General features: G+C 68.3%; 16 protein-coding genes. 9 read left to right on the plus strand and 7 right to left on the minus strand.

The genetic code is table 11. The features are described 5' to 3' along the window. Positions 1 to 59: 59 nt before the first annotated feature. A complete protein-coding gene (locus tag AB0J55_RS44285) occupies positions 60 to 971 on the plus strand; it encodes a DMT family transporter (RefSeq protein ID WP_364263710.1) in 912 nt (303 codons plus the stop codon). On the opposite strand, the gene AB0J55_RS44290 is transcribed toward AB0J55_RS44285, so the two are convergent. Together AB0J55_RS44290 and AB0J55_RS44295 are read right to left on the minus strand one after the other, a co-directional pair. Continuing rightward, complete coding sequence (locus tag AB0J55_RS44290; RefSeq protein ID WP_364263713.1) at positions 914 to 3037, minus strand: EAL domain-containing protein; 2124 nt, start codon at positions 3035 to 3037, stop codon at positions 914 to 916. The genes AB0J55_RS44285 and AB0J55_RS44290 overlap by 58 nt on opposite strands. A 16-nt stretch (positions 3038 to 3053) precedes the next feature. Further along, the gene (locus tag AB0J55_RS44295; protein WP_364263760.1) at positions 3054 to 3797 is read right to left on the minus strand and encodes an SAM-dependent methyltransferase; all 744 of its coding nucleotides are present in this window, start codon (positions 3795 to 3797) and stop codon (positions 3054 to 3056) included. A 254-nt stretch (positions 3798 to 4051) separates the two neighbouring features. On the opposite strand from AB0J55_RS44295, the gene AB0J55_RS44300 reads away from it, so the two are divergent. The 3 genes from AB0J55_RS44300 (at position 4052) to AB0J55_RS44310 (ending at position 7481) form a co-directional block, all read left to right on the plus strand. Further along, positions 4052 to 5350, plus strand: coding sequence for a cytochrome P450 (locus AB0J55_RS44300; protein ID WP_364263716.1), 1299 nt, complete (start codon positions 4052 to 4054; stop codon positions 5348 to 5350). Positions 5351 to 5367: 17 nt separating this feature from the next. Further along, positions 5368 to 6354, plus strand: a complete 987-nt coding sequence (locus tag AB0J55_RS44305; protein WP_364263719.1) for an alpha/beta hydrolase — start codon at positions 5368 to 5370, stop codon at positions 6352 to 6354. Between the two features lie 134 nt (positions 6355 to 6488). Then, a complete protein-coding gene (locus AB0J55_RS44310) occupies positions 6489 to 7481 on the plus strand; it encodes a LuxR C-terminal-related transcriptional regulator (protein ID WP_364263722.1) in 993 nt (330 codons plus the stop codon). A gap of 3 nt (positions 7482 to 7484) precedes the next feature. On the opposite strand, the gene AB0J55_RS44315 is transcribed toward AB0J55_RS44310, so the two are convergent. After that, entirely contained in the window at positions 7485 to 7958 is a 474-nt protein-coding gene (locus AB0J55_RS44315; RefSeq protein WP_364263725.1) for a M15 family metallopeptidase, read from the minus strand. Positions 7959 to 8045: 87 nt separating this feature from the next. Between AB0J55_RS44315 and AB0J55_RS44320 the strand changes: the two genes are divergently transcribed. Then, the gene (locus tag AB0J55_RS44320) at positions 8046 to 8723 is read left to right on the plus strand and encodes a response regulator transcription factor (RefSeq protein ID WP_364263728.1); all 678 of its coding nucleotides are present in this window, start codon (positions 8046 to 8048) and stop codon (positions 8721 to 8723) included. Continuing rightward, complete coding sequence (locus tag AB0J55_RS44325) at positions 8716 to 9789, plus strand: HAMP domain-containing sensor histidine kinase (RefSeq protein ID WP_364263731.1); 1074 nt, start codon at positions 8716 to 8718, stop codon at positions 9787 to 9789. Before AB0J55_RS44320 ends, AB0J55_RS44325 begins: the two co-directional genes overlap by 8 nt. Here AB0J55_RS44325 and vanX read toward each other — a convergent pair. From vanX to AB0J55_RS44340, 3 genes are read right to left on the minus strand one after another with little or no spacing between them, the layout of a single operon-like run. After that, positions 9786 to 10394, minus strand: coding sequence for a D-Ala-D-Ala dipeptidase VanX (vanX, locus tag AB0J55_RS44330; protein ID WP_364263734.1), 609 nt, complete (start codon positions 10392 to 10394; stop codon positions 9786 to 9788). The genes AB0J55_RS44325 and vanX overlap by 4 nt on opposite strands. Continuing rightward, a complete protein-coding gene (vanA, locus tag AB0J55_RS44335; RefSeq protein ID WP_364263737.1) occupies positions 10391 to 11410 on the minus strand; it encodes a D-alanine--(R)-lactate ligase in 1020 nt (339 codons plus the stop codon). Before vanA ends, vanX begins: the two co-directional genes overlap by 4 nt. Then, the gene (locus AB0J55_RS44340) at positions 11403 to 12410 is read right to left on the minus strand and encodes an NAD(P)-dependent oxidoreductase (protein WP_364263763.1); all 1008 of its coding nucleotides are present in this window, start codon (positions 12408 to 12410) and stop codon (positions 11403 to 11405) included. Before AB0J55_RS44340 ends, vanA begins: the two co-directional genes overlap by 8 nt. Positions 12411 to 13079: 669 nt before the next feature. On the opposite strand from AB0J55_RS44340, the gene AB0J55_RS44345 reads away from it, so the two are divergent. The 3 genes from AB0J55_RS44345 to AB0J55_RS44355 all read left to right on the plus strand — a co-directional run bounded on the left by AB0J55_RS44345 (position 13080) and on the right by AB0J55_RS44355 (position 15906). After that, a complete protein-coding gene (locus tag AB0J55_RS44345) occupies positions 13080 to 14153 on the plus strand; it encodes a site-specific DNA-methyltransferase (protein ID WP_364263740.1) in 1074 nt (357 codons plus the stop codon). A 429-nt stretch (positions 14154 to 14582) separates the two neighbouring features. Further along, positions 14583 to 14906 carry a hypothetical protein gene (locus AB0J55_RS44350; RefSeq protein WP_364263742.1) on the plus strand — a complete coding sequence of 108 codons (324 nt, stop codon included), beginning with the start codon at positions 14583 to 14585 and terminating at the stop codon, positions 14904 to 14906. A 163-nt stretch (positions 14907 to 15069) separates the two neighbouring features. Further along, positions 15070 to 15906 (plus strand): DUF3846 domain-containing protein, encoded by an 837-nt coding sequence (locus AB0J55_RS44355; RefSeq protein ID WP_364263745.1) that lies wholly within the window; start codon positions 15070 to 15072, stop codon positions 15904 to 15906. 68 nt (positions 15907 to 15974) lie between these two features. Here AB0J55_RS44355 and AB0J55_RS44360 read toward each other — a convergent pair whose 3' ends face one another. Beyond that, positions 15975 to 16760, minus strand: a complete 786-nt coding sequence (locus tag AB0J55_RS44360) for a G1 family glutamic endopeptidase (RefSeq protein WP_364263766.1) — start codon at positions 16758 to 16760, stop codon at positions 15975 to 15977. Positions 16761 to 17210 lie beyond the last annotated feature (450 nt).

The following is a 17210-nucleotide window of genomic DNA, read 5'->3' on the forward strand; positions in this document are numbered from 1 at the left end:
ACGATCCGTCCAGTTATCTTCACTTGTTCTGATAGGACCGTTGCGGCACGGTGAATCCCGTGAGCGGAAACGTCGTGCGGATCGCGGTCCTGGCCCTGTTGTGGGGCTCCGGTTTTCTCTGGATCAAGCTGGCCCTGACCGGCCTCAGCCCGGTCCACCTCACGCTCATCCGCTGCGCCCTCGGCGCACTGACTCTCCTGGTCCTCGCCTTCGCCGCCCGGCAACGGCTGCCGCGGGGCCGCGCCACCTGGGCCCGGCTGGTCGTCGCCGCGTTTTTCTGCAACGCCCTGCCTTTCGCGCTCTTCGGCATCGGGGAACGCACAGTCGACTCCGGGGTCGCCGGCGTCATGAACGCCACGACCCCGTTGTGGTCATTGCTGATCGGCGTCACCCTCGGCACCGAACGACGGCTCACGCCCACACGACTGCTCGGGCTGGTCCTCGGCTTCGCGGGCATCGTCGTGATCTTCGCGCCGTGGCAGCAATCCGGCCTGCTGAGCGGGGGTGCGCTGGCCCTGCTCGGCGCCGGCCTCAGCTATGCCGTCGCCTTTGCTTACATGGCAAGGAAACTGCCCCCGGACGGCGCCCCGCTCGCGCTCTCGGCCGCGCAGCTGATGACCGCCACCGCGTTGACCGCCCTCGCGCTGCCGGTCGCGGGAGAAGAGCCGCACCTGACGCTCACCGCCGTCGTCGCCGTCACCGTTCTCGGCGTCTTCGGGACCGGGATCACCTTCTACCTCAACTACCGCATCATCGCCGACGAAGGCCCGACCGCCGCGGCGACCGTCGGCTACCTGCTGCCCGTCGTTTCGGTCGGGCTCGGTGCGCTCTTCCTCGGCGAACCGCTGAGCCCGCGGGTCGTCGGCGGCATGGCGGTCGTCCTCGTCGCCGTCGGGCTGACCCGGTGGCGGCCTCAGGTGCCGGCGAACTGCCCGGCGAGCTCGGCCGGTGGCCTGGCGACGCCGAAGTAGTCGCCCGTCGCCAGTTCCGCGCCGGCTGTGCGCCACCAGTCGGCCTGGTCCGCGGTGTGGATCCCGTCGACGACGAGCGTCGCGCCGACCTGCCGGACCAGCGGCACCAGCGCGCCGAGGAACGTCGAGTCCGACCACGCCTGCCACTCGGCGAGGCGCCGGTCGACGCGGACGATGTCCACCGGCAGGTCCTCGACCGCCCGCAGGTCGTCCGGCCCCAGCCCGAACTCGTCGAGCATGACGTGCACGCCGAGGTCGGCCAGCGCGGTGACGTTCTCGATCACCCCGGACACCGGCAGCGCGCCGACCGGGACGCCGACCATCAGCTGTTCCGGCGGCAGCCCGGTGTCGGCCAGCAGCCGCGTCACGCGTGTCCCGAGCGCGTCGTCCGACACCTGGTGCCCGGTCAGGCCGGCGACCATCGGCAGGCCGAAGCCCGCACGCTGCCGCCACCACTCGCCCTGCCGGCCGGCCGCGCGCAGCAGCCAGTCCCCGAGCGGCAGGATCAGCCCGGTCGACTCGGCGAGCTCGACGCAGCATTCGTGCGACAGCGCCGTGTCGCCCGGCCGGTCCCAGTGCAGGCGGGCTTCGACGCCGGCGACCCCGCCGTCGGCCAGCCGCGCCACCGGCCGGTACCGCACGCTGATCTCGCCGTGTTCCCAGGCGCCGGCCATGCCGACCGCCCGCGCCTGCGTCTGCCGGTCGTGCGCGTCGGCGTCCCGGTCGAACATCTTCCACTGGCCGCGCCGCCGGGCCTTGGCGCGCCGCAGCGTCTGGTCCGCCTGGCGCAGCAGCTCGACCGGGTCGATGCCCTTCGCCGGCCGGTGCACGACGCCGGCGCTGGCCGAGAGGGCCAGCCCGTGCCCGTCGACGAAGAACGGCTCGGCGAGCTCGTCGTTGATCGCGCGCACGATGGTGTCGATGCCCGGGGTCGTCGCGGTGTTCTCGACCAGGATGCCGAACTCGTCGCTGTGGAACCGCGCGACCATGGCGTTCTCGCCTGCCATCACGGCCTTCAGCCGCTGCGCGAAGTGCACCAGCAACCGCTCGCCGACGCGGCGGCCGAGGCTGTTGCAGACCATGCCGAACGCGTCGAGGTCGACGTGGAACAGCGTGACGCCGTACGCGGGGTCCGCGCGCCGCAACGCCGTCTCCAGGTGGGTGCCGAAGTACTGCCGGTTCGGCAGCCCGGTGAGCACGTCGTGCAGCGCCTGCCGGCTGAGCTCGCCCTGCAGCAGCATCAGTTCGGTGCCGTCCTCGATCACGACGACGAAGTGGGCCGGCTGGTCTTCGGCGTCACGCAGCAGGGACGCGGTGAGCGAGATGCGGACGACGTCGCCGTCGCGGCGCAGCAGCCGTTGCGTCTGCCGGATCCGCTCCTTGCCGCCGTCCAGCAGGGCCAGCATCGCGTCACGCAGGATCTCGACGGACTCGGGGTGGACGACGTCGTACAGCACCGAACCGGTCAGCTCGCCGGACGGGTGCCCGAGCATCTCGGCCAGCGCCGCGTTGGCGCGCACGATCCGGCCGTCCAGCGCGACGACCGCGATGCCGCTCGCCGACGACGTCACGACCTCGTCGAAGCGCGCTTCGCTCTGCTTAAGGTTCCACTGGGCGTCCCGCACCGCCTTGAGCAGCGCCAGGTGCATGATCTCCTGCTGGTCCAGGACGTTCCGCTCGTGCGCGAGCAGGAAACCGCAGGACAGCGCGCCCAGCGCCGGCACGATCCGCTCGGTCGCCCGTTCCACCGCCTGCAGTTCGGGCAGCGCGGGCAGGCCCTTCCCGAGGACGTCGAGCGTGCACCGCAGCCCGGGCTCGCCGACGTACCCGAGCGCGACCAGCCGCGCGCCGATCCGCTCGGCCGGGACCGTGTCCGCCGAAGGACGGCAGAGCGACTCGCACAACGCGTCGAGCAGGCTGCGCAGTTCGTGGTCGAGTTCCTCCCGGTTCAGGGAAACGACGGTCACGCCGCTGAGCAGATACGCCCATTTCCGGGCGAGCAGGGACCGCTCCCGTTCCGGGTCGGGGACCGGGGGCTGTTCCGGCTGGTGGTGGGTCATCGGCATGTTCGGGGGCGTCCGCTCAGTTCTTGCGGCCGATTCCGGCGTAAACGAGCATGTTCATGGCGGCCGCATCGGCGATGTCCGCCGGCCCGGCCGGCCGCCATTCCCCGCAGCCGACCAGGCCGGGTTCGACGATTTCGAAACCGGTGAACAGGGTGGAAATCTCGGCGTGCGTCCGCAGCGTCACCTGATCGGGACTGCGGCTTTCCTTGATCACTTCCGTGGCGTCCTCGAGGTTTTCGTCCTGGTGGTCGCCGGTGACGTGGGTGAGCGCGAGGAAACTGCCGGGCGCCAGCGCCGCGCGGTACCGGCCGACGAGCTCGAGCGGGCCGGCTTCGTCGGGGACCCAGTGCAGCATCAGCAGCATCAGCAACCCGAGCGGTTCGTCGAGGTCGAGCAGCCCGCGCACCTCCGGGGAGTCGAGGATCTTCTCCGGATCCCGCATGTCGGCCTGCACGACGGCCGCACGGTCGTTGCCCGCGAGCATCAGTTCGCTGTGCGCGACCGCCACCGGGTCGCGGTCGACGTACACCACCCGGCACTCCGGGTCCTGCGCCTGGGCGACCTCGTGCACGTTCGCCACCGTCGGGATGCCGGAACCGATGTCGAGGAACTGCCGGATCCCGTGGGCCGTCATGTACCGCACCGCGCGCCCGAGGAACGCCCGGTTCACGCGTGCGGAGTCGCGCAGGCCGGGCATCACGCGTTCGATCTCCTCCCCGACCGCACGATCGACGGCGAAGTTGTGCCCGCCGCCGAGCATGAAGTCGTAAGTGCGCGCGATACTCGGCACGGAGATATCGACACCCGGTGGAACCCATTCCGGTGATCGGGTCACGAAGAACACCTTCTCGTTACGTCGGATCGGAAAGAGCTTAGCGATTCCCCGCGGTTCGGCTACTGGGCCATCCGCGTGAGCGCACACCACCCGATCGGGCACTGTCCCGTTCGGCCGGACGCGCCTACCGTGGGCCGTCTCCTTGGGAAATCCACACAATGGCGCAACGAGGAGTCCTCATGAGCGTCCCGGTCGCACCGGGCCGGTGGCCTTTTCTCGGGCACACTCCGGCGCTGCTGCGGCAACGCTTCGCATTCACCGACGCATTGCACGAGCACGGCGAGATCGTCGAACTCCGGCTCGGCCCGGCACCCGTCCACTTCGTCGCGAGCCCCCGGCTGGCCCACGAAGTGCTGGTCACGGAGGGGCCGAAGTTCCGCAAGGGCGCGATGTTCGACAAGTTCCGGCCGTTCGTCGGAAATGGCTTGGTGCTTTCGAACGGCGATTTCCACCTGCGGCAGCGGCGCCTGATGCAGCCGGCGTTCCACCGCGACCGCCTGGCCGCCTACGCGGGCATCATGCAGCGCGCGGCGGCGGATCTGGCCGGCACCTGGCAGGCCGGGGAAGTGCGGCAGATCGACGAGGACATGCAAAGCCTGGCCGTGACGATCGTCGGCGAGGCGCTGTTTTCCACCGACCTGGGAAAAGCGGCGATCGAGGAAGCCCGCCGGTCGATTTACGTCATCATCCAGCAGGGAATGATTCGCGCGTTGTCACCGAAGTTCGTCGAAAAGCTCCCGGTGCCCGGCAACCGCCGGTTCGACGAAGCGATCGGCCGGATGCAGGCAATTGTGCTCGAGGTGATCCGCGACTGGCGGCGCGAGGGCACCGACCACGGCGACCTGCTTTCGACGTTGCTGCTGGCCGGCATGACCGACGAGCAGGCGCGGGACGAGGTGCTCACCCTGCTCACCGCGGGCATCGAGACGACCGCGCTGGCGCTGGCCTGGACGTTCCACGAGCTCGGACGGCACCCGGACGTCGAGGCGCGGGTGCACGCCGAGGTCGACGAGGTGCTGGGCGGCCGCCCGGTCACCGTCGACGACCTCACCCGGCTCACCTACGTCCGGCAGGTCGTCGACGAGGTCCTGCGGCTGTACCCGCTCTGGATGCTGATGCGCCGGACCCTCACCGAAGTCGACCTCGGCGGCGTGCGGCTGCCGGAGGGCGCCGAGGTGATCGTCAGCCCGCACGCGCTCCACCACGATCCTGCGTCGTTCCCCGACCCGGACCGGTTCGATCCCGGCCGCTGGGCGCCGGAGCGGGCGGCCGCGGTGCCGAAGGGCGCGTTCGTCCCGTTCGGGGCGGGCACCCGGCAGTGCATCGGGAACCGCTTCGCCCAGAACGAAATCGTCATCACGGTGGCCACGGTGGCCGCGCGGTGGCGGCTGGTCCCCGTGCCGGGCCGGCCGGTGCGCGTGAAGTTCACCTCGGCCGCCTATCCCGACCGGCTGCCGATGACGGCAGTCCCCCGTTAGCTGGAGGTCCTTCCCCCGTGTCCCGTCTCCGTCTTTGTGCTGCCGTTTTTCTGCTGCTGGCGGCCTTCTTCACGCCCACATCGGCCGCCGCGGCCACGACGTGCGAGGACCTGTCCGTCCCGGTCACGGTGGCTCTGCTCCCCCAGACGATGCACGGCCGCCTGTGCGCCCCGCCCCGGGCCACGACCGTGGTGGTGCTGATCCCGGGCGGCACGTACAACGCTTCCTACTGGGACATCGGCTACACCCCGGAGATCCGTTCGTTCCGCATGGCCGCGAACTCCGCGGGCATCGCGACGCTGGCCCTGGACCGCCTCGGCACCGGCAGCAGCTCCAAGCCGCTGAGCACGCTGCTGAGCGCGTCCGTCCAGGCGGACGCGGCCCACCAGGTGATCCGGTCGATCCGCGCCCGCTTCGCGAAGGTGGTCGTCGGCGGCCACTCGATCGGCGCGGCGATGGCGATGATCGAGGCGGGCCGCTACCGCGACGTCGACGGCGTGCTGGTCACCGGCATGACGCACCGGATGAACCTGATCACGGTGATCCCGGTGCTGGCCAACATGGTCCCGGCCCCGCTGGACCCGTCCCTGGCCGCCCGCGGCCTCGACGCGGGCTACCTGACGACGGACCAGGGCACCCGCTACAACGCCTTCCACACCCCGGGCCCCTACGACGCGGCCGCGATCGCCTACGACGAGTCCACAAAGGACGTCTTCGCGGCGACGGAGGCCGTCGACAGCCTGACCCTGACCACGGTGGTCACCCCGGCGTCCCAGCAGATCACGGCCCCGGTGCTGCTGGTGGTCGGCAACGACCCGCACTTCTGCGGAACGCTGGGCAGCGACTGCTCGTCCCCGGAGGCGCTGCGGGCGTCGGAAGCCCCGTTCTTCGGCGGGCCGCTGCAGACGTACATCCTCGGCGGCTACGGCCACGCGATCAACTACGCTCCCAACGCGCCGACGTACTTCGCGGTGGTCACCAGCTGGCTGAAGACGCTTTCCTGACGTACTAATGGGTTTCCATGGCTGCTCCTCCCCGTCCTCTCGCCCGTCAACAGTGACAGCGGGAGGGCGGGTCCCTCCATCGCTCGCGGAGCGAGCCGGCCGCGGCGGCCCGTGCGCCGGAGGATGATGGGAGGATGCCGCCAGCCGAATCGGGACCGCCCGCCCGGCTCCGGGTCGACGCCGAGACGACGCTGATCCTCCGGGAGGCGTTCCACAAGATCGACGCGAACTACCGCACCGATCACTACGGCCTTTACGACTACGCCCGCTCGGTGATGAGCAAGATCGTGCCGCTGGACCACTTCTACGTCGGCTTCTTCCACGGCGCCAACCGGGTCCGCTACCCCTACGGCTACGACAGCGGCCTGTTCACCGACCCGGAGTCGCACATCTACGGGCCGCACGGCCAGGCCGCCTGGCTGCTGACGCACCGCCAGACCTACCGGATGCAGTACGACGGCGGCGCCGCCCTGCACGCCGGCGTCCCCGCCGGGGACACGAGCCGGGCGTCCGCCGACGCGGTCACCACCCCGCTGTTCCGCCGCGGCCACGACGGCGCGCCGGTCGTGTTCGGCATGATGTCGATGCAGAGCTACGAGCCGGACACCTTCGACGACAACTCGGTGCGCGCGTTCGAGTGGCTGGCCGACGTGGTCGCCCGCGTGCTCACCAAGGAAGCGGAGGACCTGGACGCGCTCCGGCGGCTGCCGGCCGGCGTCGGCGACGCACCGCAGCTGGTGACCGCCGACCACATCGTCGAGTTCCTCTCCTCGCGCGTCGCGGACGTGCGGCAGCGAGCGCAGGACGCGGTGCCGTCACCCGATCCGGCGACGCTGCGGGAGGCCCTGCAGCGCATCGTCACCGACTGCCAGCAGCTCCAGTCCGACCTCATGGAGCTGACCCTCAACATCGACAACGGCCCGGAGGAACGCTTCCGCTCCCTGACCGCCGCCGAGCAGGGTGTCGCGGTGCTCCTCGCCAGCGACCTGCCGAACGACCGGATCGCCCGCGAGCTCGGCGTCAGCCTGCACACGGTGAAGAGCCACGTCCGCAGCATCCTGGCCAAGTACCGGATGAGCGGGCGGGCCGCGGTGGCCGAGGACGTCCGCAAGCACCTGGCGCGGTGACGCTCACCGCATCCGCGGGTCCTGCGAAGGGTCGGCGTACATGGGCGGGCAGCCGTGCTCGACCGCTTCCGGACGCAGCTCGTAGTGCCAGGGTTCGTTGCGGTAGATCCGGCACAGCCCGTACCGGGCGCCGTGCTCGGAAAGCCACGCCCGCGCCTCGGCGGGACCGACGTCGACGGCTTTGCCCTGCACGTGCGCGGAACGGTCGGCGGTCGTCACCCAGCGGGCGGCTTCCTGCTCCGAGCCGTACTTCGCGACGGCGTCGCGGCGCAGGCGTTGCTGGTACGCGCGGGATCGCCAGCCGCCGTTGACGACGAACCGGACGCCGTCGGCCTCGGCGTCCGCCGCGGCGCGGCGGAGGGCGGCGAGCAGGCCGGGATCGAGGTTGGCCACGGCCGGGCAGTCGTCGTCGAAGACCGATGCGCCGTCCGGCAGAGCGCCGTGTTCCGCGCCCAGGACGGTCGAAAACGTGCTCATACCGGCAGTCAAGGCCGAGCGGTGTTGTCCGCTCGTACGCGCTTTCCGATATGCCGGCGATAGGGACCGGCTCGTAGCATCGCAACCGTGCGTGTGCTGATCGTCGAGGACGAGCCCTACCTGGCCGACGCCATCCGCGACGGCCTCCGGCTGGAGGCGATCGCGGCGGACATCGCCGGCGACGGCCACACCGCGCTGGAACTGCTGAGCGTCAACAGCTACGACATCGCCGTCCTCGACCGGGACATCCCCGGTCCCTCCGGCGACGAGGTCGCGGCCCGCATCGTCGCCTCCGGCCGCGGCACGCCGATCCTGATGCTCACCGCGGCCGACCGGCTCGACGACAAGGCGTCCGGGTTCGAGCTCGGCGCCGACGACTACCTTACGAAGCCGTTCGAGCTCCGGGAGCTCGTGCTCCGGCTGCGGGCCCTCGACCGGCGGCGCGCCTACAGCCGGCCGCCGGTGCGCGAGATCGCGGGCCTGCGCCTGGACCCGTTCCGCCGCGAGGTCTACCGCGACGGCCGGTACGTGGCGCTGACCAGGAAGCAGTTCGCCGTGCTCGAGGTGCTCGTCGCGGCCGAAGGCGGGGTGATCAGCGCCGAGGAGCTGCTGGAGCGGGCGTGGGACGAGAACGCGGACCCGTTCACCAACGCCGTGCGCATAACGGTCTCGGTCCTGCGCAAGCGCCTCGGCGAACCCGGGATCATCGCCACCGTGCCCGGCGTCGGCTACCGCATCGACACCGGCGGCGAGCGTCGTGGATAGGGCGCCCGGGCTGAGCGCCCGGCTCAAGCTGACCCTCAGCTACGCCGGGTTCGTCATGCTCGCGGGCATCCTGCTCATGGGGGCGGTGCTGGCCTTCTACCTGTACTTCCTGCCCAACGGCTGGATCCACACCGAGGGCAACTTCTGGATCAACCGCTCGGTCCTGGTCCGCGCCTTCGTCCCGTTCATGGCCGCCGTGATCGTCTTCCTGCTGGTGTTCGGCCTGCTCGGCGGGTGGGTGCTGGCCGGCAGGATGCTCGCCCCGCTGACCCGGATCACCGACGCGACCCGCCTCGCCGCGACCGGCTCGCTCGCCCACCGCGTCCGGCTGCCGGGCCGCACGGACGAGTTCCGCGAACTCGCCGACGCCTTCGACACGATGCTGGCGCGGCTCGAGGCGCACGTCGCCGAACAGCGGCGGTTCGCGGCCAACGCCTCCCACGAGCTGCGCACCCCGCTGGCAATCACGCAGAGCCTCCTCGACGTCGCCCGCAACGACCCGAACCGCACGACGGACGAGCTGGACGAGCGCCTCCACGTCGTCAACACCCGGGCGATCCGGCTCACCGAAGCGCTGCTGCTGCTCAGCCGGGCCGACCAGCGGTCGTTCCACCGCGACCGCGTCGACCTGTCCCTGACCGTGGAGGAAGCGGCCGAAACGCTGTTGCCGCTGGCGGAGAAGCACGGCGTCACGATCGAGACGTCCGGCGAGCTCGCCCCGGCCGTCGGCTCGGACGCGCTCCTGCTGCAGCTGACCACGAACCTGCTGCACAACGCCATCGTCCACAACGTCCCCGACGGCGTCGTGCAGCTGGCGACGACCGTCCGCGGCGGTTCAGTGGTGTTGACGGTCGAGAACACGGGTGAGCAGCTGCCGCCGCAGCTGGTGTCGACGTTGACGGAGCCGTTCCAGCGCGGCACCGAACGCATCCGCGCCGACCACGCCGGAGTCGGCCTGGGCCTGGCGATCGTCCAGAGCATCACCCAGGCGCACGACGGAACCCTCACCCTGACGCCCCGCCCGTCGGGCGGCCTGCGGGTGACCGTCCGGCTGCCGGCCGCCTAGGCAACGGGGAAGTCGAAGTAGGTGTCCGGGTAGGGCTCGTTCTCGAGGCTGTAATGCCACCACTCGCGCTCGTAGGCGGCGAAACCGCAGTCCTCCATGATCGACCGCAGGTACCGGCGGTTCCCGGCTTCGAGTGCGGAGACGCCCCGGGCGCCGTGGTGCGAAATGGGGTCCATCAGGTCGTGGCCCCCGCCCATGGGGGCGAGTTCGCCGGTGACCAGGTGGTAGAGGGTGAGGTCGACGGTGCTGCCCCGGCTGTGCCCGGACTTGGTGGCGACGTACCCCTTGGCGAACATCGCGGCGCGGTCGAGGTTGGGGTAGTGCCAGAGTTTCGTGCGGCCGTCTTCGGGCTGGTCCACCCACCGCAGGAAGCACTCGACGGCGCGTTGCGGCCGGTAGCCGTCCCAGAGGAGCAGGCCGAAGCCGAGGGAAGCGGCCTTCTCCTGTGCCTCGGCGAGGGCGGCGCACAGGGTGGTGGTGCCGGCGATCCGGTTGACGAGGTACCCGTCCACCGGCTTGCCGGTGAAGTTGTCCCAGGTGGCGTACTTGGCGTCCCACCGGATCCCGGGCACGAGCTCGTCGACGAAGGCGAAGTCGTCGTTCACCGCCCGCTCACCGCCAGGGCGAGGACCCGGTCGAGGACCTCCCCGAGCGAAACCCCGGCGGCGGCCATCATCCGCGGGTACCGGCTGTAGGAGGTCAGCCCGGGCATGGTGTTGACCTCGTTGAGGGCGACGGTCCCGTCCGCTTTGAGGAACATGTCGACCCGGGCGAGTCCCCGGCACCCGAGAGCCCGGTAGATGGCCTTGGCGGTCTCCCGGACCCGCGCGGCGGTTTCGGCCGGGATGTCGGCGGGCACGATCGGTGTCGAGTTCTCGGACCCGCTTTCCGGCGAATCCTCCTGGTGGATCCGGAAAAACCCGTGTGAAAGCGCAATCCGGTCCACCTCCCCGACGAACAGGTCGCTCCCGTTCCCCAGAACAGCGCACCCGACTTCACTCCCGACCACGGCCCCTTCGACGAGCACCTTGTCGTCGTACTGCGCAGCGGTCGCCACGGCCCCCGCCAGTTCATCCCCGGACGTCACCTTGCTGACCCCGAAGGAGGAACCCGACCGGGCGGGCTTCACGAACACGGGATAGTCGAACGCCTCCGGATCAATGTCCTCGCCCTTGCTGAGGATCCGGAAGTCCGGCGTCTCGATCCCGGCACTCCTGACCACGACGTAAGCGAGGGATTTGTCCATGCACAGAGCGGAACTCTGCACATCGCACCCGGCGTAAGGGATGCCGGAAAGCTCCAGCAGGCCCTGCACGGCCCCGTCTTCCCCGAGCTTGCCGTGCAGAACGGGCAGGACGACGTCCAGCTCGAAGCTTTCGTACTTCCCGTCCTCCAGGACGAGTAGGCTCCGCCCCGGCCCCAGAACGACCGGCCGCCCGCTTTCCCAGCCGGCATCGGGCCCATCACAGAGTTTCCAGGCCCCGTCCTGGGTGATCCCGATCCAGACGGGTTCGTACTTACCGGTGTCGAGGTGCCGCGCAACCTCCTGCGCGGACTTCACGGAAACGGGATGTTCCTCGGAAATTCCCCCGAAAAGGATCCCGACTTTGAGCTCAGCCATGCGAAGTCCCACTTTCGAAGTCAAGACAGTTGAGAATCGAGTTTTCGACGGTGTCCCTGAGCGCCCGATCGGTGTAGTAGGCGATGTGCGGGGTGACAATCACATTCGGAAGCTTCTGCAACCGCGTGAGCCGACTCCCCACATCCTTGCCCCGGCAGTCGGAATAGAAGACGCCCTCTTCACCCTCGAGCACATCGAGCGCAGCCCCACCCAACCGCCCGTTCTCCAGCGCGGCGACAAGAGCATCGGTGTCGATCAGCGGCCCGCGCCCGGTGTTGACAAGGACGGAGCCGGGCTTCATCAGCCCGAGCCGCCGCCGATCCAGCAGATGCCGCGTCTCATCCGTAAGCGGCGTATGCAGCGTGACAATGTCACTGACCTGCAACAATTCATCAAGCGAAAGATAATCAACCGCAGCACGGGGAGAGCTGTCAAAGGCAACAACGCGCGCCCCGAACGCCCTCAGCCGCTCCACAACGGCGGACCCGATCCGCCCGGTCCCGACCACTCCGACGGTCAAATCCCGCAGCTCCCGGCCACGAACACCGCCCAGCCGGAAATCCCCGGCCTCAGCCCGTTCGAGAACGGACTTGACATCCCGAACGGCCATGAGCATCAACATCAGGGTGTAGTCGGCAACACTGTCCGGAGAGTAGGCAACATTCCCGACGGAAATCCCCACGCTCGCGGCGCAACCGACATCAATGTGGTCGTATCCAACGCTCCGGGTGGAGACATACCGAACCCCGATCCGAGCAAGAGCCCGAAGAACCGAGTGTCCAACAGCGGCCTTGTGCCCCACACTGACACACCGAAACCCGGCAGCAACCCCGACATTGCCATCACCCAAGGCATCCCCGGTGATGACGACACGCACCCCGAGCCGGGAAGCCACCTCACGCACCAAAGCGGCCTCATCACCGGCACACCCATAGAAGGCAACGCCTACCGAAGAAGCCACGCGAGAACCAAGGACGCGCACAGGTTCGCTCTGGACCATGCAGGCCATCGAACCGGGAACGACGTTGCCCACCCGTATTCGATTCCCGATACGCGGACAACAAGTTACCGATCAGTAACTTAGCCCGACAAAAGGGTGCTCGCTCCACAGTGGACGGCCAGCCACTCGCCCGGCAGCCACCCGCAACAGTCCCCACACGGTTGTCACCATGCGTAATGATCGAGCAGCACTGTGCAACAGTGTGGTTCACCGCCATGCCGAGTTCACCGTGGCAGGTGCACCTCCCCAGCGGCGCCTTCGCGCTCACATCCCTGGGCGCACTGGCGGTCGTTCCTCCGGACACGGAATCCGCTACACCGCCGGCTGAGGGTCAAGCCAATGGGAATGGCATGCCGCAGATAGTTTCCTCTGGATCACCACGTGACCCTCGCCGCGAGCAGCTCCAGAAGCTCCTTGCAGACACAAACAACACGCCCGGCACGCGTATCGCGGCCGGGCGTTATGGCAAAGACTTTCTGGTGGCCCTGATGCGACCCAGATCGAACCCCGCACTGGCCCGGTACGTGCGCGAACACGCAGGTCAGGACTAGGGGCGGGTGGGCCACCGGCCCCAGAGACCACCCAGATCGCGGCCACGTGGCCCGATCACCGCCCCGGCGCCCTGACCGGCACCGGGGCACACTCCAACACCTAAACCGAGACCCATTCATGATCAAAAACACCCGCGGAAGTGAGCTTCAGGCACCCCGGCAGCTCCCCCGCAACACCATCCTCGTCGGCGACGCCCGCCAGCAGCTATCCCAGCTGCCCTCTGGCTCCGTCGACACCATTATCACCAGCCCGCCGTACTTCGGCGTCCGCGACTACGGTCACGACCAGCAACTCGGCGCCGAACCCGACGTCGACACCTGGGCGAGCACCCTCCGCGACGTCGCGGCTGAACTGGCTCGCGTCCTACGACCGACCGGCACCCTCTGGCTGAACCTTGGCGACAGCTACGCCCACCACCTCGATGAGGGAGCCACTCCGAAAAGTCTGCTCCTCGGGCCAGCGCGAGTTGCATTGGCGCTGGTCCGCGATGGGTGGACGCTGCGCAACGAGGTCGTTTGGGCCAAGTCCAACCCCATGCCATCGTCAGTCGGCGACCGGCTGACCACGACCCATGAGCTGGTGTACTTCTTCAGCCGCTCGCGGCGCTACTACTTCAACTTGGACGAGATCCGCCAGCCGCTCGTCACACCTCGGCGGCCGCCTGAACCTGCGACCAGCAGGACCTACCCTCCGCCGACCACCGGATCAACCAGCCGCCCAGGTCGGACGCTTAACGACAACCGCGGGCTGGCTGGACTCAAGGCCAGCGGCCTTGCTGGCCACCCGCTCGGCAAGAACCCGGGCGACGTCTGGACGCTGCCGACCGCCGGGTTCCGCGGTGGACACTTCGCCGCCTACCCGCTCGTGCTGGCCGAACGATGCCTGCTGGCAACGTGCCCTGAACGAGTCTGTGCAGCATGCGGGGCGCCGTGGCGGCGCCGCTTGGAACGCCAGGATGGCCGGCTAGTCGCGGTCGACGACCTCCGGGCCGTCTGCCAATGCGACGCCGCAAGCCGCAGCGGCGTCGTCCTGGACCCGTTCCTCGGGAGCGGCACGACAGCACTGGCCGCCGAGAAGCATGGTCGCGACTGGCTCGGCATTGAGCTGAACCCAGAGTATGCGGCGATGGCGGAGGAGCGGATGGCGGCTGCACGAACCATATCGACCTCGGTACAACGGAAGGCGGCGTGACGCTACACGAGGTAGCTTACTTCCGCTGGAGGCGAGATGGGACGTCCTGGTCCTGGGCAGGTCCTTGCGTTTGCTAAACAGGTCAAGCAACGCAAGAGCACCTCTCCGCACGCAAACGGCGTGCGCGACACCCTGAGTTGGGTGCTCGGCATGAAGAACAAGTGGCCACTTACAGGCACGCCTAGTAGTCCCTTTCCCCCAGATATGGACACCATCACCCAGGCGACCGGGAAGGCTAAGATCGCCGCCAAGAGTCATCCCCGCTTGAGCCGCGAATACTGCACAGGCGTCTGGGAGTGTCTGGCCTGGATCTGCGGCGACACAGCCAAGGCGCCACGCCTGTAGACCTCGCCTCGCCGGTGCCATGCGGCCGCCCACGTCATCCCAGCTCAGGGATGGCCGGCCGCATCAGCACCGAGGAGGCTCCGCATGTCGGATCCACGGAACATCAACGTCAAGACGCTGGGCATCAAGGTGCCCGACGCCTTGCATGCCCAGTTCGCCCTGGTCGCCCAACTCGATGGCATCTCGCTGGGAGACGCAGCCCTGCGAGCCGTTGAGCTGTACGTCAACACCAAACGGGCTGAGAGCGACTTCGCTGCTCGGGCAGCGGCAGCTCTGGAGGAGATCGAGCGCGAAGCCGCTGCCCGACGCGGCGCGATCCAGGGCCTGTTCGGCGAAGGCGTGCCAGCAGCAGCCGATGCCCCTGTTGAGCGCCGGGGCCGGCGCAAGACCGGTGAGACCACCGACTGAGCTCGATGGTTCGCCAACCTGGAGCGGAGCGGCGGTCCGCGAGACCGCCCTCCGCCCCACATCCACCCCAGACCGTGTTCCCCAGTTCAGAGGGCGATCGGCCTGGTGTGGACCGGACCGCCCACCAGGCAAAAGCCCAACGGTCCAGAAGCGAGCGGCACCCATGCCTAACGCGATCGTCATACCGGTGGATCTGAACCAACCGATCCGTCGTCAGCACCTCAACCAGAACGACCTCGACGCCTACCGCCAGGTCGTCGGCGGGCCGCTCGAGCTCATCAACCTCGACCGGCCGGACGCCGGCATGTACTTCCACGAGGAAGGCAAGCTGGAAGGACTGCCGATCAACGCCCGTGCCACCGTCTTGTTGTGGATCCACAACAGCGCCTTCCACGGCCGCGACATGATCGCCGGACCGGCGCTGGTCGTCGGACCGCCGGACGCCGACGGCGATGACATGGACTGCCCGGAAGACCTCGTTGACCTGCTGTTTCACACTGAGCAGTACTTGGTCCAGATGCACGTCGCTGGCGACGCGCTCTGGCATGGCGACAACCAGGTCTTCGAGAAGTGGTTCGACGCCTACGCCCACGCGGTACGGCTCATGCAACGGTGGCAGATCGTCGACGAGGTCCGCGTGGTGCCGCGGCTCAACGACGAGTTGCGGGAGGACTGGTACCAGCTCGGACTGGCCAACCCGTGGATCTCGCAGGCTGGCGACCCGCCGTTCACCCGCGGGAGCTTCGTCGGCTGCTACAGCGTCCAGGAGCTCGAGCAACGCATCGGGTTCACCAACTGGTCGCTCGGCACCGCGTTCTACTACCGGGATCTGTGCTTCATCCAGCAGGTCGACGGCGGGGATGAGTGGCTGACGATACGACACGGGATCGCGTTCGAGAGCATGACGCTGATGCCGTTCATCGAGCAGAGTGAGTTCGCTTCACTGGTGCGTCGACTTCTTGCCGCTTCGAAGGAGCAGTGTGAGATGTTGAGGTACTAAGCAGTATCCGCCGTCCGGTCGCGTGCCGGGCGGCGGATACTCGGACTCCCAGTGAAACCTCCCGTCACCTACTTCGCAGCGAGCCACTTCGACGTGAACGAACGGGCCTGACCGATGACCGGGTCGACGCGCGGCGCTGACGTACGTGTCAGGTAGTTGCCGGACTGCTTGCTTCGGAGCTCAAGCTTATTGACCTTGTAACCCACCTGAGGCTTCGCCAGATCGATCGCAGCACCATCCGAAGTGATGACAGTGCAGTAGATGTCCGTCGGTGAATACTCCGGGAAGAGGTTCTGGCCGTCGGTACCGGTCGGCTTGCCGTTGATCGTCGGACGCTCCACGATGCACTCACCTGTCACCTGCGGCGTCGCATAGTTGATCTGTTTGACGAAGAGATCACTCCAGTACCCCGGGTCTGTCTGCTCCAGCGGTGGCGTCACGACCGCCGACAGCTGAAACTGCCGCGGCGTGTTCGGGCGCGACGTGCAGCCGTAACCCTCGCAAATGTCCAAGCTGACGCCGTCCCCCGGGCTGATGGCATGGTCGACCTCGACTGTCTGCGCCTGGTTCGGCAGCTGCTCCCACCACAAGTAGGAGCCCGGCTTACCACGGCCCGAACAAGTCGCCCCCAAGCCGACCTGCGCCAACGTGCTTCCGTACGCCCCGTCGATGCCAACCCACCAGACGATCTCTGCCGCCTTCTTCGGGCACGTCACCTTCGGCACCGTGAACGTCGCATGCGCCCCCGTAATGCGCGGCGATCCGGTCTGCGCAGTGACAACGTAGCCGGACCAGAACGGGCTCGTCGCAGGAAGGTTCTGAGCCGCTGCAGCTGGGCCTCCCGCCAACTGCATGAACAAGCCAAGCAGTCCGAAAACTACCCCGACCCTCCGCCACGTTCTTCGCGATTTTCTCACCGAAGCACCTCATTTCTCCACGCAACTCGTCCGAAGCCAGGTCGGACGGCGCTACCATCGTGTTACAAGATCGCTCGCGACCTCACAAGTGCTTCTAGGTGGATTTCTTACCAATGGAGCATTAGTCGCGCTCCAAATCTCGCAGCGAAGCAACAGCGCTACACGAGAGTCCATCCTCAGATTACGAACTACATAATCACATAAAAATAGTCTGCTCATCGAGCAGGCCTCAACGCCCATCAGTGGGCGATCACTTCAGAACGGGCCCGCATGATCGTCGGCGACCTCGCCACTAGGGCGTGTCTGACAAACATGTCGGCGGGTTGCTGGGATGCTGCTGGTCGTGTCGCGGTTTCAGTTGCTCTCGGATGCTCAGTGGGCGTTGAT

Source organism: Amycolatopsis sp. NPDC049688, from assembly GCF_040674975.1.
Lineage (GTDB): Bacteria > Actinomycetota > Actinomycetes > Mycobacteriales > Pseudonocardiaceae > Amycolatopsis.